Annotated in this window: 18 protein-coding genes; 13 read left to right on the top strand and 5 right to left on the bottom strand. The window is 66.2% G+C overall.

The window, feature by feature from the left end:
• Positions 1–41 precede the first annotated feature (41 nt).
• The 3 genes from RQP53_RS13250 to RQP53_RS13260 all read left to right on the top strand — a co-directional run bounded on the left by RQP53_RS13250 (position 42) and on the right by RQP53_RS13260 (position 2,261).
• Entirely contained in the window at positions 42–599 is a 558-nt protein-coding gene (locus RQP53_RS13250) for a DUF1569 domain-containing protein (protein WP_315650797.1), read from the top strand.
• A 169-nt stretch (positions 600–768) separates the two neighbouring features.
• On the top strand, positions 769–1,533 hold the full coding sequence (locus RQP53_RS13255) for an enoyl-CoA hydratase (protein ID WP_315650798.1): 765 nt from the start codon (positions 769–771) through the stop codon (positions 1,531–1,533).
• Positions 1,533–2,261, top strand: a complete 729-nt coding sequence (locus RQP53_RS13260) for an SGNH/GDSL hydrolase family protein (RefSeq protein ID WP_315650799.1) — start codon at positions 1,533–1,535, stop codon at positions 2,259–2,261. The genes RQP53_RS13255 and RQP53_RS13260 overlap by 1 nt, the downstream gene beginning before the upstream one ends.
• Here the strand turns inward: RQP53_RS13260 and RQP53_RS13265 are convergent.
• Positions 2,248–3,411 carry an NAD(P)/FAD-dependent oxidoreductase gene (locus RQP53_RS13265; RefSeq protein WP_315650800.1) on the bottom strand — a complete coding sequence of 388 codons (1,164 nt, stop codon included), beginning with the start codon at positions 3,409–3,411 and terminating at the stop codon, positions 2,248–2,250. The two genes, RQP53_RS13260 and RQP53_RS13265, sit on opposite strands and share 14 nt — an antisense overlap.
• On the bottom strand, positions 3,408–3,836 hold the full coding sequence (locus RQP53_RS13270) for an acyl-CoA thioesterase (RefSeq protein ID WP_315650802.1): 429 nt from the start codon (positions 3,834–3,836) through the stop codon (positions 3,408–3,410). Before RQP53_RS13270 ends, RQP53_RS13265 begins: the two co-directional genes overlap by 4 nt.
• Before the next feature lie 81 nt (positions 3,837–3,917).
• Between RQP53_RS13270 and RQP53_RS13275 the strand changes: the two genes are divergently transcribed.
• Positions 3,918–5,717: an ABCB family ABC transporter ATP-binding protein/permease gene (locus tag RQP53_RS13275; protein WP_315650803.1), complete on the top strand. Its 1,800-nt coding sequence runs from the start codon at positions 3,918–3,920 to the stop codon at positions 5,715–5,717.
• A 119-nt stretch (positions 5,718–5,836) separates the two neighbouring features.
• Here the strand turns inward: RQP53_RS13275 and RQP53_RS13280 are convergent, their stop codons facing one another.
• Positions 5,837–6,601 carry a hypothetical protein gene (locus tag RQP53_RS13280; protein WP_315650804.1) on the bottom strand — a complete coding sequence of 255 codons (765 nt, stop codon included), beginning with the start codon at positions 6,599–6,601 and terminating at the stop codon, positions 5,837–5,839.
• Between the two features lie 113 nt (positions 6,602–6,714).
• On the opposite strand from RQP53_RS13280, the gene RQP53_RS13285 reads away from it, so the two are divergent.
• The 5 genes from RQP53_RS13285 (at position 6,715) to RQP53_RS13305 (ending at position 10,980) form a co-directional block, all read left to right on the top strand.
• Positions 6,715–7,632 carry a LysR substrate-binding domain-containing protein gene (locus RQP53_RS13285; protein WP_315650805.1) on the top strand — a complete coding sequence of 306 codons (918 nt, stop codon included), beginning with the start codon at positions 6,715–6,717 and terminating at the stop codon, positions 7,630–7,632.
• Between the two features lie 165 nt (positions 7,633–7,797).
• On the top strand, positions 7,798–8,688 hold the full coding sequence (locus tag RQP53_RS13290; protein ID WP_315650806.1) for an amino acid ABC transporter substrate-binding protein: 891 nt from the start codon (positions 7,798–7,800) through the stop codon (positions 8,686–8,688).
• 88 nt (positions 8,689–8,776) lie between these two features.
• On the top strand, positions 8,777–9,520 hold the full coding sequence (locus RQP53_RS13295) for an amino acid ABC transporter permease (RefSeq protein ID WP_315650807.1): 744 nt from the start codon (positions 8,777–8,779) through the stop codon (positions 9,518–9,520).
• A complete protein-coding gene (locus tag RQP53_RS13300; protein WP_315650809.1) occupies positions 9,517–10,179 on the top strand; it encodes an amino acid ABC transporter permease in 663 nt (220 codons plus the stop codon). The genes RQP53_RS13295 and RQP53_RS13300 overlap by 4 nt, the downstream gene beginning before the upstream one ends.
• A gap of 66 nt (positions 10,180–10,245) precedes the next feature.
• On the top strand, positions 10,246–10,980 hold the full coding sequence (locus RQP53_RS13305; RefSeq protein ID WP_315650810.1) for an amino acid ABC transporter ATP-binding protein: 735 nt from the start codon (positions 10,246–10,248) through the stop codon (positions 10,978–10,980).
• A gap of 38 nt (positions 10,981–11,018) precedes the next feature.
• On the opposite strand, the gene RQP53_RS13310 is transcribed toward RQP53_RS13305, so the two are convergent.
• Positions 11,019–12,659 (bottom strand): diguanylate cyclase, encoded by a 1,641-nt coding sequence (locus RQP53_RS13310; protein WP_315650811.1) that lies wholly within the window; start codon positions 12,657–12,659, stop codon positions 11,019–11,021.
• A 170-nt stretch (positions 12,660–12,829) separates the two neighbouring features.
• On the opposite strand from RQP53_RS13310, the gene pyrC reads away from it, so the two are divergent.
• From pyrC to RQP53_RS13330, 4 genes are read left to right on the top strand one after another with little or no spacing between them, the layout of a single operon-like run.
• Positions 12,830–13,864, top strand: coding sequence for a dihydroorotase (gene pyrC, locus RQP53_RS13315; protein WP_315650812.1), 1,035 nt, complete (start codon positions 12,830–12,832; stop codon positions 13,862–13,864).
• Positions 13,849–14,604, top strand: a complete 756-nt coding sequence (locus RQP53_RS13320) for a DUF3025 domain-containing protein (protein ID WP_315650813.1) — start codon at positions 13,849–13,851, stop codon at positions 14,602–14,604. Before pyrC ends, RQP53_RS13320 begins: the two co-directional genes overlap by 16 nt.
• A gap of 36 nt (positions 14,605–14,640) precedes the next feature.
• Positions 14,641–16,083, top strand: coding sequence for a S1 family peptidase (locus tag RQP53_RS13325; RefSeq protein WP_315650814.1), 1,443 nt, complete (start codon positions 14,641–14,643; stop codon positions 16,081–16,083).
• Positions 16,065–17,054 (top strand): FHA domain-containing protein, encoded by a 990-nt coding sequence (locus tag RQP53_RS13330; protein WP_315650815.1) that lies wholly within the window; start codon positions 16,065–16,067, stop codon positions 17,052–17,054. Before RQP53_RS13325 ends, RQP53_RS13330 begins: the two co-directional genes overlap by 19 nt.
• Before the next feature lie 297 nt (positions 17,055–17,351).
• Here RQP53_RS13330 and cysK read toward each other — a convergent pair whose 3' ends face one another.
• A complete protein-coding gene (gene cysK / locus RQP53_RS13335) occupies positions 17,352–18,269 on the bottom strand; it encodes a cysteine synthase A (protein WP_315650816.1) in 918 nt (305 codons plus the stop codon).
• Positions 18,270–18,289 lie beyond the last annotated feature (20 nt).

An 18,289-nucleotide genomic window follows, 5' to 3' on the forward strand; every position in this document is an offset into this window, starting at 1 on the left:
TTGGGCGCTGCTGCCCTGTGTTGATCTGACAGGAGCTTGCCATGTGCACACCGCAAGACAAGGACTCGATCGAGCCGCGCCGCCGCTGGCTGCTGGCCGCCGGCCTGCTGCCGTCCACGGCGCTGCTGAGCGGCTGCCAGGGGCGCTTGCCAGAGGGCTTCCAGCAGTGGAAAGAGGCGCAGACCGCCGTGCTAGAACTGCGCTTCAGGTCGCGCCGCCACGAGGGCGACTGGACACTGCCGCAGACGCTGATCCATCTGGCGCAGAGCATCGAGTACTCGATCAGCGGCTATCCCGAGGCCAAGCCCGCCTGGTTCCAGGCTACGCTGGGCAAGACCGCGTTCGCGCTCTTCGACGCGCGTGGCGAGATGAGCCATAACCGCGACGAGCCCATCCCCGGCGCGCCGGCGCTGGACCGTGAGGCGACGCTGAAGCAGGGCGTGCAGCGCCTGCTCGATGCGATGGAGGCCTTCGCCGCCTACACGGGGCCGCTGAAGCCGCACTTTGCCTATGGCCAGCTGGACCGGGCCGCCTATGAGCGCGCCCACCTGATGCACCTGGCCAATCACTGGGAACGCATCAAGCCGGCTGCGTCCTGAGGCCGGCGTCTGGCATGATCGCGCCCAGAAGTTTGGCCCACTCAGGGCTGACGCCAGAGATGGAAGCACATGCTCCGAGCTCCCTGTTGAGCCTCCGTGTCTCTGTGCCTCTGTGGTTTGTTTTTTGCTGTTGAAAGCACCCCGCGTGCCTTCCACTGGAGTACCCCTCATGAGCATCAAGAGCTTTATCGCCAACGGCGTGCTGACCCTGGAGATCGCACGCCCCGAGAAGAAGAACGCACTGACCCGTGCGATGTACCAGACCATGGCCGATACCCTGGTGGCCGCCAACGCCGACAAGAGCGTGCGCGCCGTGCTGATCCAGGGCCAGCCGCAGATCTTCACCTCGGGCAATGACATCGAGGACTTCATGGGCAGCCCGCCGCGGGACGACGAGGCGCCGGTGTTCCAGTTCATGCGCGCGCTGCTGGGCTGCGAGAAGCCGGTGATCGCGGCGGTCAATGGCGCGGCCATCGGCATTGGCACCACGCTGCTGCTGCACTGTGATTTCGTCTATGTGGCCGACGACGCGCGCCTGGCCATGCCTTTTGTGAGTCTGGGCCTGGTGCCGGAGTTCGGCTCCAGCCTGGTGGTGCCGCGCCTGATGGGCCATGTGAAGGCGGCCGAGAAGCTGCTGCTGGGCGACCCCTTCACCGGCGCCGACGCGGTCGAATGCGGCATCGCCAACGCGGTGCTGCCGGCCAGCGAGGTGGTCAACCAGGCCCGCCGCGTGGCCGAGCGCTTCAACAAGCTGGCGCCCAGCGCAGTGCGCGAGAGCAAGCGCCTGATGCGCCGGCACAGCATCGAGCAGCTGCAGGAAACGATCAAGGTCGAGGCCGAGATCTTTGGCGCGCGGCTGCGTTCACCTGAGGCCACCGAGGCCTTCCAGGCCTTCTTCCAGAAGCGCCAGCCGGACTTCTCGCAGTTCGACTGATGCTGGCTGTTGCCAAGCTGCTGCTGGCGCCGCTGTTGCTCTGGCAGGGGCGCCAGGTACGCCGCCAGGCCTTGCGCCTGCCCGAGGCGGCCGGCCCGCGCAGCGGCATGGTCGGCAGCGGTGAGCTGCGGCTGCGCCTGCTGATTGTTGGTGATTCCTCCGGCGCCGGCGTGGGGGCGCCGACGCAAGACCTGGCCCTGGCAGGGCGCTTGTCGGCCGCGCTCGCCGAGCGCCTGCAGGGCCGCGTGCATTGGCAGTTGCTGGCGCAGACCGGGCACCGCAGCGCCGACGCGTTGACCCAGCTGAGCCAGGCCGAGCTGGAGCCGGCCGATGTGATGATCACCGCACTGGGCGTCAATGATGTGGTCAGCCAGGTGTCGCCGGGGCGCTGGACGGCTCAGCTGGCGCAACTGCACGAGCTGGCCCAGGCGCGCGCCGGTGTGCGCTGGACGCTGCACAGCGCCGTGCCGCCGATGCACCTGTTCCCCTTGCTGCCGCAGCCGCTGCGCTGGCTGCTGGGCGCCCATGCGCTGCGCATGAACCGGGCGCTGGCCAAGCAAGTTGTGGGCAGCCGCGACCGTGCGATGCAGGCCTTGCCGGCGCATCTGCATGGCAGCCAGGCCGTGGGTCTGATGGCCGAGGATGGCTTTCATCCCGGACCGGCCGGCTACCAGGCCTGGGCCGAAGCGCTGGCCGATCGCATCACCCGCGATTTCAAATCACATTGAGTTCCAGATAGGGCCGGCCGGCGGCAATGCGCGCTGGCGACAGCGGGCTGAGATCCAGCGTCTGGTAGTGGCCGCAGGCCAGCCATTCGGCCACGCCGCGGCCTACGCCCGGCGCGTGCTGCAGGCCGTGGCCCGAGAAGCCGCAGGCCAGCAGCAGGTTGGGGCAGGCGTCCAGCGCGCCGACCAGGCCGTTGTGGTCGACATCGTTCATCTCGTAGTAGCCGGCCCAGGCGCGCTGCAGGCGCAGCGACTCGAAGCCGGGCACGCGCGCCGCCAGCGCCGGCCAGAGCTGCTCTTCGAACAGCGTCGGGTCAGGGTCCAGCGGCAGGTCGGGCGCATCGTCCAGTGGTGGGCCGCCGCAGAGGAACTGGCCCTGACCGCCAAACTCGCCCTCGGGTCTGAACCAGAGTCCGCTGGGGTCGATCACCAGCGGGCAGTGCGGCGCCGTTTCGGCGCTGCGCAGCACATAGACGCTACGCCGCCGTGCGCTTACCGGCACATGAAGGCCCGCCGTGGCCGCCAGCTTGCCCGACCAGGCGCCGCAGGCCAGCACATAGTGATCGGCCTGCAGCAGGCCCGTGGCGGTGTGGACGCCGCTGATCGCGCCGCTGACATCGCGTTCCAGCGCCAACGCTTCGTCGTGCAGATACTGCACGCCGGCGGCCTGGGCTTGCTGCTTCAGCGTCTGCAGCAGCGCCCAGCCGTCGAACCAGCCTTCGCCGCTGCGACCCCAGCTGGCCAGGGTCAGGTCTTGCGTCCGCAACCAAGGCCAGCGCTGCGCCAGCGCCGTGCGGTCCAGCAGCAGCACATCGGCGCCGTGGGCCCGCTGTATCGCATGCAGGCGCTGCAGCGTGGCGGCGCCTGCATCGCTATCGGCCAGATAGAGATAGCCCTGCTCAACCAGCTGTGCGGCCTGGCCATGCTGGCGCAACCAAGCGAGCCCGTATTGCGAGAGCGCGATGTTCAGCGGCGTGGAGAACTGCTGGCGGATCGACGCGGCCGACAGCGCCGACGAGGCCTGGGCATAGCTCGCATCGCGTTCCAGCACGCTGATGCGCCCCTGCCAGTCGGGCCGCTGGGCCAGCTTGGCGGCGATGGCGCTGCCGATCGCGCCGCCGCCGATGATCAGCAGCGAGCGAGCCGTGCTCATTCGGGATGGCTGAAGGGCCGGGGTTTGCCCTCGTGGTCAATGGCGACAAAGGTCAGCTGCGCTTCGGTGACCTTGACCACATGCGGATTGGCCGGGTTGCGCTCGGCGATCACTTCGACGTTGACGGTGATCGAGGTGCGGCCGACGCGCACGATCTGCGAGTAGAAGGACAGCAGATCACCGATGGAGACGGGCTGCTTGAACAGGAACTCCTTCACCGCCACCGTGGCCACGCGGCCGCGCGACAGCCGGGCCGGCAGCACCGAGCCGGCGATGTCGACCTGGGCCATGATCCAGCCGCCGAAGACATCGCCGTTGTGGTTGGCATCGGCCGGCATCGGCATCACCCTCAGCACCAGCTCGCGCGGGTAGGCGGAGTCGGCCACGGGCGTGGAGGGGCTTGCGGGGGAGGGAACTTCGGACATGGCGCTTACCTGTAACAATCGCCGTCCATTGTCATGCAGTCTTCATCATCGAACCAGCCTATGCGTCAAGCTTCCGCTTCTATGTCTGCGCCCATTCCTTCCGAGCAAGCCGGGGCGGCGCGGCGCGGCGACTGGTCGACGGTAGCGCGACTGCTTCACTATCTGTGGCAGTACCGCTGGCGGGTCGGCTTCGCACTGGCTTTCATGGTGGGCGCCAAGCTCAGCAATGTCGGCGTGCCGCTGCTGTTGAAGTCGCTGATCGACAGCCTGGCGATCAAGCCGGGCTCAGCCGAGTCCATGCTGGTGTTGCCGCTGGGCCTGTTGCTGGCCTACGGTGGCCTGCGGCTGATGACCTCGCTGTTCACCGAGGCCCGCGAGCTGATCTTCGCCAAGGCCACCGAGGGCACGGCCCGCGCCATCTCGCTGCAGGTGTTTCGCCATCTGCATGAGCTGAGCCTGCGCTTCCATCTGGAGCGCCAGACCGGCGGCATGACGCGCGATATCGAGCGCGGCACCCGCGCCGTGCATTCGCTGATCTCCTACTCGCTCTACAGCATCGTGCCAACGCTGATCGAGGTGGTGCTGGTGCTGTCGCTGCTGGCGATCAAGTTTGATGTCTGGTTCGCCTGGATCACGATTGCGGCGTTGATCATCTATATCGTCTTCACCGTCACGGTGACCGAATGGCGCACCAAGTTTCGCAAGCAGCTCAACGAGCTGGATTCGGTGGCCCATACCAAGGCGATCGACTCGCTCTTGAATTACGAGACGGTCAAGTACTTCAACAACGAGGACTTCGAGGCGCGCCGCTACGACGAGAGCCTGGAAAAACTGCGCCGCGCCCAGCTGAAATCGCAGAGCACGCTGTCCCTGCTCAACAGCGGCCAGCAGCTGATCATTGCGATCGCGCTGGTGGCCATGTTGTGGCGGGCGACGGCCGGTGTGGTGGCTGGGCATATGACGCTGGGCGACCTGGTGATGGTCAATGCCTTCATGATCCAGCTCTACATCCCGCTGAACTTTCTCGGCGTGATCTACCGTGAAATCAAGCAGGGCCTCACCGATCTGGACAAGATGTTTGTGCTGCTGGAGCGCGAACGCGAGGTGGCCGATGCGCCGGGCGCGCCGCCGCTGGCGGTCAGTGGCGCAGCGGTGCGTTTCGAGGCCGTCGGCTTTGCTTACGAGCGCGAGCGGCCGATTCTGCATGGCGTCAGCTTCGAGATTCCGGCCGGCAAGAAGGTCGCCGTCGTCGGGCCCAGCGGCTCGGGCAAGAGCACGCTGGCGCGACTGCTTTACCGCTTCTATGACGTGGACAGCGGCCGGGTGCTGATTGACGGGCAGGACATCCGCACGGTGACCCAGTCCAGCCTGCGCGGCGCCATCGGCATCGTGCCGCAGGACACGGTGCTGTTCAATGACACGGTGGCCTACAACATCGCCTATGGTCGGCCCGGCGCCAGCCAGCAGGAGGTCGAGGCGGCGGCGCGCGCCGCCCACATTCACGACTTCATCGCCGGCACACCCAAGGGCTACCAGACCATGGTCGGCGAGCGCGGCCTCAAGCTCAGCGGTGGCGAGAAGCAGCGCGTCGCGATTGCGCGCACGCTGCTGAAGAACCCGCCGCTGCTGATCTTTGACGAGGCAACTTCGGCGCTCGATTCCAGCAACGAGCGCGCCATTCAGGCGGAACTGGAAGCGGTGGGTCGCGACAAGACGGTGCTGGTGATTGCCCACCGGCTGTCGACCATCGTCGATGCGCACGAGATTCTGGTGATCGAGCTGGGGCGCATCATCGAACGCGGCAACCATACGCAGCTGATGGCTGCTGATGGACGCTATGCGCAGATGTGGCGCTTGCAGCAGGCCGGCGGCGAGGGCTGAGGCCCTCGCGACGTCAAACCTCTCAAAGGCACTCCGCTTGATGCAGACAAGAAAAAGCCCGCCAATTGGCGGGCTTTACTTGACGCAGGCGCCTGCGGGCGCGCTGCGTGTTGCTAGCGTCAGCCTTGACGGCGGCGACGAGCAGCGGCTGCCAGGCCCAGTCCGCTCAGCGCCAGCGCCAGGCCGGCAGGCTCGGGCAGGTGACCAGGCTGGGTGGGGATGTCGCCAAAATCGAGGTTGTCGAAGAAGTAGCCAAGGTCCTTGAGCGTGAACACAACAGACTTGGCGGTACCGCTGAAGGTACTGGCAGCGTTGGTGTTCCAAACGCACAGGGTGCCAGGGCAGCCATTGGAGCCATTGACAGTGCCTGTCAGCGAGACTTCGAGCAAAGCCGACTTGCCGCCGTCCTTGTCCGCACCATTGAGCCCGCTGTAGACAGCGACGCTACCGGTCGCGCTACTCATGCCGGTATAGGCGAATCTGAACCAGCTACCGAAACCTTCGGCCACATTGATGATGAAGGTGGCAGTGCCATCGCCAGTCAGGTCAACGCCAGACACGGCATTGGGGCCCGACGGCGGGTTGTTGTAGTTCCCGGAGCCGCCGGCATTGCCAGGCGCCATAGCGAAAGCGGCGTCACTGAAGCTGAAGCCCTTGGCGGCGTAGCTGTTCTTGATCTGGGTGAAGTCCGCCAGATTGTCGAAATTCAGCACGATGTTCGCGAACGACGGGGCCGCGATGGCCAGCAGCGAGGCTGCAAGCAGAGATTTGACGAGCCGCATGGAGGTGCTCCGTTTTTGTGATGTCTTTGAAATGGTGACTTCTAACCTAGGCGCGACTGTAGCGGGGGGTGTCTGTTTTGCATCTGTCCGCACCCCCTTCATCTAGGGGGTGAATGCCGCGCTTGAGGGGGGTGAGTTGGTAACAGAGTGAGTCGCTGGCTGGTGACGCGGGCAACTGCTCGAGTGAGCAAAGTGGGCGCGGCTACACTGCGTCGGTGGAAACCAAATGGCTTGAAGATTTCGTCAGTCTGGCCGAGACGCGCAGCTTTTCGCGCTCCGCCCAGCTGAGGCACGTGACCCAGCCGGCGTTCTCGCGCCGCATCCAGGCCCTCGAGGCCTGGGCCGGGGTGGATCTGGTTGATCGCTCCTCCTACCCGACGCGGCTGACGGCAGCAGGGGAAACCCTACTCGGCCAGGCGGTCGAGGTGCTTGGCAATCTGCAGGCGACGCGCAATATGCTGCGCAGCCATCAGTCGGTCGGCCAGGACATGATCGAGTTCGCCGTACCGCATTCGCTGGCCTTCAGCTTCTTCCCGCATTGGCTGATGGATCTGCGCCAGCGCTTTGGGGCCGTCAAGAGTCGCTTGATCGCGCTGAATGTCCACGACGCAACCTTGCAGCTGACCGAAGGCAATTGCGATCTGCTCGTCGTCTACCACCATGCCAGCCAGCCCTTGCAGCTGGACCCGGAGCGCTATGAGATGGCCTCGCTGGGCAACGAGACGCTGGCCGCCTATGCCAAGGCCGATGCCCAGGGGCGCCCGTTGTTCCGCCTGCCTGGGCATCCGGGGCAGAAGCTGCCGTTTCTGAGCTATGCGTCCGGCGCCTATCTGGGCCGTCTGGTCGAGTTGATCGTCAAGGCGTCCAAGGATCCGCTCAATCTGGATGCGATCTACGAAACCGATATGGCCGAAGGCCTGAAGGCGATGGCGCTGGAGGGGCACGGTCTTGCCTTCCTGCCTGCCAGCTCGGTCAAGAAGGAGCTGAAGGCGCGCCGCCTGGTACAGGCCGCGCCAGAGGGCGAGTTTGAGCTGACGATGGAATTGCGCATCTACCGCGAACGCCCGGATGTGGCGCGGCGCAGCAAGCCGGCGGCGCTGGCCTTGTGGGACTTTCTGACCGGCAAGCGCTGATCTGGTGTCGACGCTTGCCAGTCATCATCCCGCGGTGACAATGGCTGCGCGCGCGGCTGCGTCAAAACGCCGCCGACCGGACTGCGTGAAACCCCGTACCCCGAAGCAGGCCATGCCGTGGTCTGCTTCACTATCTTTTTTCGAACCCGCTTTTCAGGAGCCCCTATGAAGAAGTCGATGCTGGTACTGGCCCTTTTGGTCGCGGTGAGCGGCGTGCATGCCGAGGACACGCTGAAGAAGATCAAGGACAGCGGCGCCGTGACCATGGGCGTGCGCGAGTCGTCGGGCCTGTCCTACACCATCGGTGATGGCAAGTACGTCGGCTACCACATCGACGTCTGCACCAAGGTGCTGGCCGATGTCCAGAAGCAGCTGGGCCTGGCCAAGCTGGACGTTCGCTATCAGCCGGTGACTTCGCAAAACCGCATCCCGCTGGTGCTGGGTGGCAATGTCGACCTGGAGTGCGGCTCGACGACCAACAATCTGGCGCGCCAGAAGGAGGTTGCCTTCGCCGTCACCACCTATGTCGAGGAAGTGCGGATCGCGGTGAAGGCCAATTCCGGCGTCACGTCCATCAATCAGCTGCAAGGCAAGACCGTGGCCACGACCACCGGCACGACCTCGGTGCAGACCCTGCGCAAGCATGAGCGCGCCACCGGCATCGACTTCAAGGAAGTGTTCGGCAAGGATCACGCCGACAGCTTCCTGCTGCTCGAATCGGGCCGCGCCGACGCCTTCGTGATGGACGGCTCCATCCTGGCCAAGAACATCGCCACCTCGAAGAACCCGGCCGATTTCAAGATCGTCGGCGAGGTGCTGTCGGTCGAGCCCATCGCCATCATGATGCGCAAGGACGACCCGGCCTTCAAGAAGGCGGTCGACGACAGCATCAAGGCACAGATCAAGTCCGGCGAACTGGCCAAGACCTACGACAAGTGGTTCCTGCAGCCGATCCCGCCGGCAGGCGCCAAGATCGGCATGCCGGTCAATGAGGCGACCAAGGCCGCCTGGGCCAACCCGAACGACAAGCCGATGGAAGAGTACGCCAAGAAGTAAGCGCCCGGCGCTGCAACGGCATCAGGGGCGGGCCTGCGGGTCCGCCCTTGCCGTACAGAGGTGACGGTGATTGGCAGGACGGAGCTGTATGGCATTCGAGTGGCAGGAATTGTGGTGCAAGGACACGGTCGACGGAACGATCGCCGCGTCCTGCTTGGGTGAGGGGCGGGCGCAGACCTACCTCGACTGGCTGGTCTCGGCTTGGGGCTGGACGCTGGCGGTGTCGGCGATCGGCCTGGTGCTGGCGCTGGCCATCGGTTCGCTGATGGGGGTGCTGCGCACCACCCGGCGCAAGCCGCTGGTGTTGATCGGTGAATGCTGGACCGAGCTGTTCCGCAATCTGCCGCTGATCGTCCAGCTGTTTCTGTGGTTCTTCGTCATCGCCGAGTTCATCCCGGCCATGAAGCAACTCCCGAACTACCTGCTGGCGGCCCTCGGCCTGGGCTTCTTCACCTCGGCACGGATTTCCGAGCAGGTGCGCGCCGGCATCATGGCGATTCCTTCGGGTCAGCGCGCTGCAGGCATGGCCCTGGGCCTGTCGCAATGGCAGACCTACCGATTCGTGCTGCTGCCGGTGGCCTTCAGGACCATCATTCCGCCGCTGACCAGCGAAGCGATGAGCCTGGTCAAGAACAGCTCGGTGGCGTTTGCGCTGTCGGTGCTGGAGCTGACGCAGTTTGCCCGCCAGGTTGGTGAGGAAACCTCGCGGCCGACGGAGGTCTATGCCATCGTCACCCTGCTGTATTTCGTTTCGGCCTTCAGCGTCTATCTGCTGGCCACGGTGATCGAGCGCGCGGTCCGTGTGCCCGGCGTGGCGGGGGTGGCCAAATGAATCTCGACTACGGCTTTTTGAACGCCGATTTCCTGCGCGCCTTCATCCAGAAGGGCTTTCTGTTCTCCATCCAGCTGACTCTGGTGGCCATGGTCGGCGGCATCTTGCTGGGCACGGTGTTGGCGCTGATGCGCCTGTCCGGCCAGCGCTGGCTGGCCGCGCCGGCGGCGGCCTATGTGAACCTGCTGCGCTCGGTGCCGCTGGTGATGGTGATCCTGTGGTTCTTCCTGCTGGTGCCCTTGCTGACGGGCCCGATCAGTGCCGAGCTGTCGGCCTTCATCACCTTCACGCTGTTCGAGGCGGCCTATTACGCCGAGATCATGCGCGCCGGTGTGCAAAGTGTGCCCAAGGGCCAGACCCACGCCGCGCAGGCGCTGGGCATGAGTTATGGCCAGACGATGACGCTGGTGGTGCTGCCGCAGGCCTTCCGCAATATGTTGCCGGTGCTGCTGACGCAGACCATCATCCTCTTCCAGGACACCTCGCTGGTCTATGCGATCGGCGCCTATGACCTGCTCAAGGGCTTCGAGGTGGCCGGGCGCAATTTCAACCGGCCGGTGGAGACCTATCTGATGGCCGCGGCCGTTTACTTCCTCATCTGTTTCAGCCTGTCGATGCTGGTGCGTCGGCTGCAGAAGAAGATTGCCATCATCCGCTGATTGAGTGGTGCGGCGCTGGGTTGGCAAGACCTGACCCCGGTCGCCGCGCTACGGAGCACAAAGTCCATGATTGAAATCAAGAACGTGTCCAAGTGGTACGGCAACTTCCAGGTGCTGACCGACTGCTCGACCACCATCAACAAGGGCGAGGTCGTCGTCGTCTGCGGCCCGTCCGGCTCGGGCAAATCGACGCTGATCAAGACGGTCAACGCGTTGGAGCCTTTCCAGAAGGGCGATATCGTCGTTGACCGCATCTCGCTGGCCGATCCCAAGACCAATCTGCCCAAGCTGCGTTCGCGGGTGGGCATGGTGTTCCAGCATTTCGAGCTGTTCCCGCATCTGTCGGTGACCGAGAACCTGACGCTGGCCCAGGTCAAGGTGCTGGGCCGCAGCCTCGACGAGGCCAAGACCCGCGGCCTGAAGATGCTGGAACGCGTCGGCCTGACGGCGCACAAGGACAAGTTCCCCGGTCAGCTCTCTGGCGGTCAGCAGCAGCGCGTGGCGATTGCCCGCGCGCTGGCGATGGACCCCATCGTGATGCTGTTCGACGAGCCAACTTCGGCGCTGGACCCGGAGATGGTCGGTGAAGTGCTCGACGTGATGGTGCAGCTGGCCAACGAGGGCATGACGATGATGTGCGTCACCCACGAGATGGGCTTTGCCCGCAAGGTCAGCCACCGCGTCATCTTCATGGACGCTGGCCGCGTCATCGAAGACTGCAAACGCGACGAGTTCTTCGGCAACCCGGACGCGCGCTCGCCACGGGCCAAGGATTTCCTCGCCAAGATCCTGCAGCACTGAGCGCAGGCGTTGAACGCCGCCTGGAGTAGCGGCGACCTTCAGACGCTGCTGCAGCGCACGCAGTTGCGCCCCGCGGCCTTGGCCTCGTAGAGCGCACGGTCGGCCAGGGCCAGCAGCTTGTCCAGGTCTTCGCTGCCCTGCCGGTGGTGCAGGCCCAGGCTGATCCTGACCTGCAGGCCGGGCGCCAGCGCCGTCCAGTCGTGGGCCTCGACGCGGCGCCGCACCCGCTCGCACAGGCTGCTTGCTTCGTTGGCGGTGGTGCCTGGCAGCAGCAGCACGAATTCTTCGCCGCCCAGCCGGGCCAGGATGTCGCTGCTGCGCGTGTCCTGCTCCAGCAGCCGGGCCAGCTGCTTGAGCACCGCATCGCCGGTGGCATGGCCGAAGACATCGTTGACCTGCTTGAAATGATCGGCATCGATCAGGGCCAGCGCCAGCGGGCCGTCCTGCTGCAGCAGCGCGCGGGCGGCGGCCTCCATGCCGCGCCGGTTCAGGATCTCGGTCAGGCCATCGCGCATGGCGTCCTGGCGCAACTGCTCGGCGCGGGCCAGCAACTCGGCCTGGTTCTTCAGCAGTTCGGCCTCGCGCTGGATGGCGTGGCGGGCCTGCTGGCGGGCCTGCTCGGCCTCGGCCCAGAGTTCGGCGCTGCGCGCGACCATCCGTAGCCGGCGCTTGTACTGTTCGATCATCGAGCGATGCCGGGCCTCGAAATGGCGCAATGCATCCTGCAGATGGCCGTAGAGTCGCTCCAGCCGGCACAGCTCGTAGAGCACGGCATGCAGCAGATCGGGTTGATTGCATTCCTGCGCGCCTTGCAGGGCCACCTCCAGTGCCTGACGTGCTTCCTGCTCCCGGCCGGCCTCGACCGCTGCCATGCCGCGGGTCAGCTGCATCTCGACCTGCAGTTCCAGCTTGCGTGTGGCCAACGGCGCGACCTGTGCCAGCAGGGCGGGCACCTCGGCCATTCGGCCCTCCAGCACATGGGCCTTGGCAGCCTTGACCAAGGCGTCGGCCAGCGTGGTTTCGTAGTCATGCAGCCGCGAGGCGACGATGGCGCGCTGGTACCAGTCACCGGCGGCGCGGGCATGGCGGATTGATGCCATCTCGTCGCCATCCTCGCGCAGCCCATGGGCCTGATGCATATGCACCTCGCCCAGGTTCAGCAGGGCGGCGCATTCCGAGACATGGAAGCCGTGAATCCGCGCCTGCTCCAGGCCGGTCAGCAGGCTTTGCTCGGCGCGCTGCCAATCGCCCATCTGGTCGATCAGCACCGCGCGGTTGATATGGGCGCGCACCAGCGCCCGTGGCACGCCCTGACGCTCGGCCAGCGCCAGCGCCTTGCTGGCCCATTCCAGGCCACGTTCCGGGTCGCCGAGTACGCCCAGCGCGAAGCCCAGCACGCTGTAGGAGCGGCCCAGTTCGTGGCGGTACTCCGTGCCTTCGACAATGGGAATGTTGGGCAGCAGCCATTGCATGCTGTCCTCGTAGCGTGTCTGGTAGGCCATGATGGTGCCCACCATGGTGGCGGCACGCGCCACGGCGATCTCGTCCGAAGCGTCCAGCGCCAGCTCCCGGCTTTGCTGGGCGGCGGCCAAGGCGTCGTCGAGGCGGCCACGGTCCAGCATTTCGCCGGCCCGGCTCAGGGCCTGTTCAGGGCTGATGGGGCTGCTGATCGTTGTCATCCTGTCCCGACCGGCGCTGCCTCGTCCACGTCATGCGCGGCAGGTCAGGCGGCCGACCTCCTCTGGTGAAAAAGCTTAGCACCGCGGGTAGGGCGGTTTTATGTGCTGCGGCAAAGGTCTGCTCACTTTGGAGTGACCGACCGAGACCGCGAGTCTGTAACAATTGCGCCATGAGCGACACCGTACTGACCCTCACCCGCCCCGACGATTGGCATCTGCACCTGCGCGATGGCGCGGCCATGCACAGCGTCGTGCCCTACACGGCGCGCCAGTTCGGCCGCGCCATCGTGATGCCCAATCTGCGCCCGCCGGTGACCACCGCGGCCCAGGCGGCGACCTATCGCGAACGCATCCTCGCCGCTGTGCCGGCCGGGCTGAAGTTCGAGCCGCTGATGACGCTCTACCTGACCGACAACACGCCGCCGGAGGAAATCGCTGCGGCCAAGGCGGCCGGCGTGGTGGCGCTGAAACTCTATCCGGCCGGCGCCACCACCAATAGCGATGCCGGCGTCACCGATCTGCGCAAGTGCTACAAGACGCTGGAGGCGATGCAGCGCGCCGGCCTCTTGTTCCTGGTGCATGGCGAAGTCACCGACCCGGACATCGATGTGTTCGACCGCGAGGCGGTGTTCATCGACCGCGTGATGCGCCCGCTGCGCCGCGACTTCCCCGAGCTGAAGGTGGTGTTCGAGCACATCACCACCTTGGAAGCGGCCCAGTACGTCAGCGAGGCCGATCGTTTCACCGCCGCCACGCTGACGCCGCAGCATCTGCTCTACAACCGCAACGCCATCTTCACCGGCGGCCTGCGCCCGCACTACTACTGTCTGCCGGTGTTGAAGCGTGAGACCCATCGCCAGGCGCTGATCAAGGCGGCCACCTCGGGCAGCCCGAAGTTCTTCCTCGGTACCGACAGTGCCCCGCACGCCTCGGTGATGAAGGAGAACTCGGTCTGCGGCGCCGGTTGCTTCACCGCCTTGTCGGCGCTGGAGCTCTATGCCGACGCCTTCGAGGCGATGGGCGCGCTGGACAAGCTCGAAGCCTTCGCCAGCTTCAATGGTGCCGATTTCTACGGCCTGCCGCGCAACACCGACACGGTGACGCTGCGCAAGCAGAGCTGGACGCTGCCCGAGAGCGTGCCCTTTGGCGACGCCTTGCTCAAGCCGCTGCGTGGCGGCGAAGCACTGGCGTGGCAGATGGTCTGACGCTGGACGGCGGCGCGATCGATTGGTCGCGGCCCTGGTTCCAGCCCTATCGCCAGCGGGGTGAGGCGCTGCTGGCGTGCATTGCCCATGGTTGCACGGTGGCCGAGGCGCTCAACGATGCGCTGGCGACAGCGCCCATCGTCCGTGAGGACGGGCGGGCGCTGCGCTTTGTCGAGCAGCGCTGCCTGCCCGACGGCCAGGCCTACGAAGCCTTCATCCATGCCGAGGCCGCGGTGCCAACCCGGCACAACTGGCATGACTTCTTCAATGGGCTGATCTGGCTGCACTGGCCGGCGCTGAAGCTGCGCCTGAACCACTGGCATGCCCAGGCGCTGCTCGACCAGGGGGGCGTCGGGCCGCAGCGCGGCGCGCTGCGCGATGCGCTGACGCTGCTGGATGAGAACGCGGCCTTTCTCAGCGGGCCGCCGGCCCTGCTGGCGGCCCTGCAGCGGCGCGACTGGCCGCAGCTCTTCATCGCTTTGAGACCGCTGTGGCGCGAGGCGCGGCTGCAGATCGTCGGCCACGCCTTGCTGGAGAAGCTGCTGCAGCCACGCAAGGCCATCTGCGCCCACACCTTGCTGCAGCCCCTCGATCGCATGCAGCCTGCCGACTTGGCCGCCAAGCCCTTTCATCCGCTGCCCGTGCTGGGCATTCCCGGCTGGGCCGATCAGCCGCAGGACGCAGACTTTTATGCCGATGCGCAGGTTTTTCGCAGATCGGCGCTGCGGCAAACCAGCTAGCATCGCCGCTTTGCCCATCTGAGCAGGAGCCTTGCCTTGTCCGACCCCGATTCGCGCTCGATGCCGCGCCAGACACTGCGCCTCACGCCGCGCCTGCTGCAGGCCTTGCTGAGCGTCTGCCTGGCGCTGGGCCTCAGCGGCGGCCTGTGCCTGCCGGCCCAGGCCCAGCCTGGCCGCGCCACAGCGCCTGCGGCCAAGCCAGCGGCGACACCTGCTGCAACGGCTGTCGTCGCTCCCGCCGCTGCGGCCTCGGCGCCCGCACCGGTCTCGGCCACGGCGCGGCGCGTCTATGAACGCGCCCGCGGCCAGCTGCTGCAGATCCGCACGCTGCTGAAGAACCAGGACAGCCAGGCCTCGGTCGGGTCCGGCTTTGTCGTCAGCGAAGACGGCCATGTGATCACCAATTACCACGTGATCAGCCAGTTCGCGCTGGAGCCCGATCGCTACCGGCTTCGTTACGCGGGCACCGAGGGGCAGGGCGGGGCGCTGGAGCTGCTTGATTTCGATGTGCGCCGCGATCTGGCCCTGCTGCGCGTCGCCGATCTCAAGAACGTGCCGGCGATGCAATTCCGGCCGCAGAGTCAGCCGCTGAGCAAGGGCGACCGCATCTATTCGATGGGCAATCCGCACGATGTGGCCTTTGCCGTCGTCGAGGGCAATTTCAACGGCCTGGTCGAGCGCAGCTTCGATGCGCTGATCTATTACTCGGGCTCGATCAACTCGGGCATGAGCGGCGGGCCGGTGGTTGACGAGGACGGTCGCGTCGTCGGTGTCAACGTCTCGGCGATGTTCTTCGCTCAGCAGATGAGCTTTCTGGTGCCGGCCGAATATGCCGAGGCATTGCTGCAGCGCAGCCGCAATGCCAAGCCGATCACGCAAGCCGCCTGGCCGCGGCTGACCGAGCAGCTCAAGCGTTATCAGGATGAGTTGGTCGGCCGTTTCATGGAACAGCCCTGGCGCAGCGCCGGCCATGCGCGCTACCAGCTGCCAGTGCCGCAGGAGCAGTTCATGCGCTGCTGGGGGCGTGGCACGCCGGCCGACAGCAAGGGCCTGGAATTCCAGCGCTCGCAATGCCGGATGGAGCATGCCGTGTTCATCAACGGCGAGATGCAGACCGGCTATCTGGACATGTCACACGAGGCCTATGACGGCAGCAAGCTCGGTGCGCTGCGTTTTGCGCGCCAGTACTCGAACAGCTTCCGCAACGAGCGCCTGGGCCGCGACGATCGCGATCGCACCGCGCCGTTCTGCAAGGAAGACTTTGTTCAGCGCGACGGCCTGCCGCTGCGTGCCGTCGTCTGCCTGCGCGCTTATCGCAAGCTCAGCGGCCTGCATGATCTGAGCGTGCTGGTGACCACCGTCGATGCCGATACCGAAGGCGCACTGGGGCGTTTCGATGCCAAGGGCGTCAGCTTTGCCAATGCGATCAAGCTGGCCGACCATTATCTGAAGGGGTTCGCATGGTCCACGCCGCGGTAATCGAAATCCTGGACCGCGACGGCCGCGTTCGCCAGAGCCACAAGGTGCAGGGCTGGCCGCTCAGTGTTGGCCGCTCGCCCGAGTGCACGCTGGTGCTGGCCGATCCGCATCTGGCCGGCTTCCATGCCGAACTGCACTGGACCGAGCAGGGGCCTGAATTGCAGATGCTGGACAGCATCAACGGCGGTTGGCTGGGCCGGCAGCGGCTGCAGCCCGGGCAGCGCAGTGCCTGGCCGACGACCACCGTCTTGCAACTGGGCGCCAGCCTGCTGCGCCTGCGCACCAGTCTGGAAGCGCTGCCCGAGGAGCGACCCTTGTCGCAACCGGAGACCAGCCGCAGCCACCTGCGCCATCTGTGGGTGCCAGCGCTTGCCTCGTTGTGGGCGCTGCTGCTCTGGTATGACCAGTGGGCCAATCTGGACCCCGGCGCACGCTGGACCGATTACGCCGGGCCGGTGCTGTGGCCGCTGGCCATTGTGGCCGGCTGGGCGGCGCTGTGGTCCCTGGTGACCCAGTTGTTTCAGCACTGGTTCCCCTTCCATGCCCATCTGAAGCGGGCGCTGATCGGCCTGACCGGCCTGCACCTGCTGGGCATGGCGCTGCCCGTTGTGGCTTACGCCTTTTCGGTGCCGCGCCTGATGGCGCTGGACAGCCTGGCGTTCCCCTGCGGCATTGCTGCGTTGCTGTGGTGGCATGCCAGTGCCGTCTGGCCGCGCGCTCGGCGCGGGCTGGCGATGGTGCTGGTGGCCATGCTGCTGCTCGGCTTCGGTCTGATGGCAGCCAAACGCAGCGAACAACAGCACTGGTTCGGGCCCGCCTACCTCAGCAACCTGCCGCCGCCGGCGCTGCGCCTGGTCGCCCCGAAAACGCCCGAGCAGCTGCTCGACTCACTGCGCCCCCTCGAAGCCGAACTGGCCCGCCAGGCCGGCAAGGAAAACGACACGCCCAGCCTGGATGGCAATTCGGATTGATGAGAGGGGGCTGATAAGGACCGTGCGTCAACGCGCAACGGTGGCGGTACAAACACGCCGACCCGGCGAGGCTCGGGGATCCGGCTTGGCCGGGCCCTCGAGCCTGCCATGGGGCAGTCAGGCCCCATGGCGCTCAATCGGCGAGAGTCAGTCCGCAGGGACTGACTCTGTCCGATCTCGCCCCTCGAGGGGGCTGCGACCGGGCACACACGCGAAGGCGTTTGTGCCTGTCGCAGAACCAGGCCTCTGGCCTGGTGCGGCCTGCAAGGCCTGCGTTAGCGCGTAGGGGGTGGTCCCTCACGTGGGCAGGAAGCCCTCAATCGACAGATAGCGCTCGCCGGTGTCGTAGTTGAAGCCAAGCACACGGGCGCCAGCGCCGAGCTTGGGCAGCTGCTGGGCAATCGCGGCGAGTGTGGCGCCGCTGGAGATGCCGACCAGCAGGCCTTCCTCGCGTGCCGAGCGGCGGGCGTACTCGCGGGCATCCTCGGCCTCGACCTGGATCACGCCGTCGAGCAGCTCGGTCAGCAGATTGTCCGGAATGAAGCCGGCGCCAATGCCCTGGATCGGGTGCGGCGCCGGCGAGCCACCGCTGATGACCGGCGAGGCCGAGGGCTCGACGGCAAACACCTTCAGCTGCGGCCAGGCGGCCTTCAGCACCTTGGCGCAGCCGGAAATATGGCCGCCGGTACCCACGCCGGTGATCAGCGCGTCCAGGCCTTCGGGAAAGGCCTTGAGGATTTCCTCGGCGGTGGTGCGCACATGGACATCGATATTGGCCGGGTTCTTGAACTGCTGCGGCATCCAGGCGCCCGGCGTGGCGGCCAGCAATTCCTCGGCGCGGGCGATCGCGCCCTTCATGCCTTTTTCGCGCGGCGTCAGATCAAAGCTGGCGCCGTAGGCCAGCATCAGCCGGCGGCGCTCGACCGACATGCTGTCCGGCATCACCAGCACCAGCTTGTAGCCCTTGACGGCCGCCACCATGGCCAGACCGACGCCGGTATTGCCCGAGGTCGGCTCGATGATGGTCGCGCCGGGCTTGAGCAAGCCGCTGCGCTCGGCATCCTCAATCATCGCCAGGGCGATGCGGTCCTTGATCGAGCCGCCCGGGTTGCTGCGCTCGGACTTGACCCAGACCTGGGCCTCGCTGCCGAACAGGCGGTTGATGCGGATGTGTGGGGTGTTGCCGATGCTGGCCAGAACATTGTCAAAACGCATGGGTGCTCCTCAAGGCGATG

It is taken from the genome of Roseateles aquae, assembly GCF_032337115.1.
Classification (GTDB): Bacteria; Pseudomonadota; Gammaproteobacteria; order Burkholderiales; family Burkholderiaceae_C; genus Roseateles_C; species Roseateles_C aquae.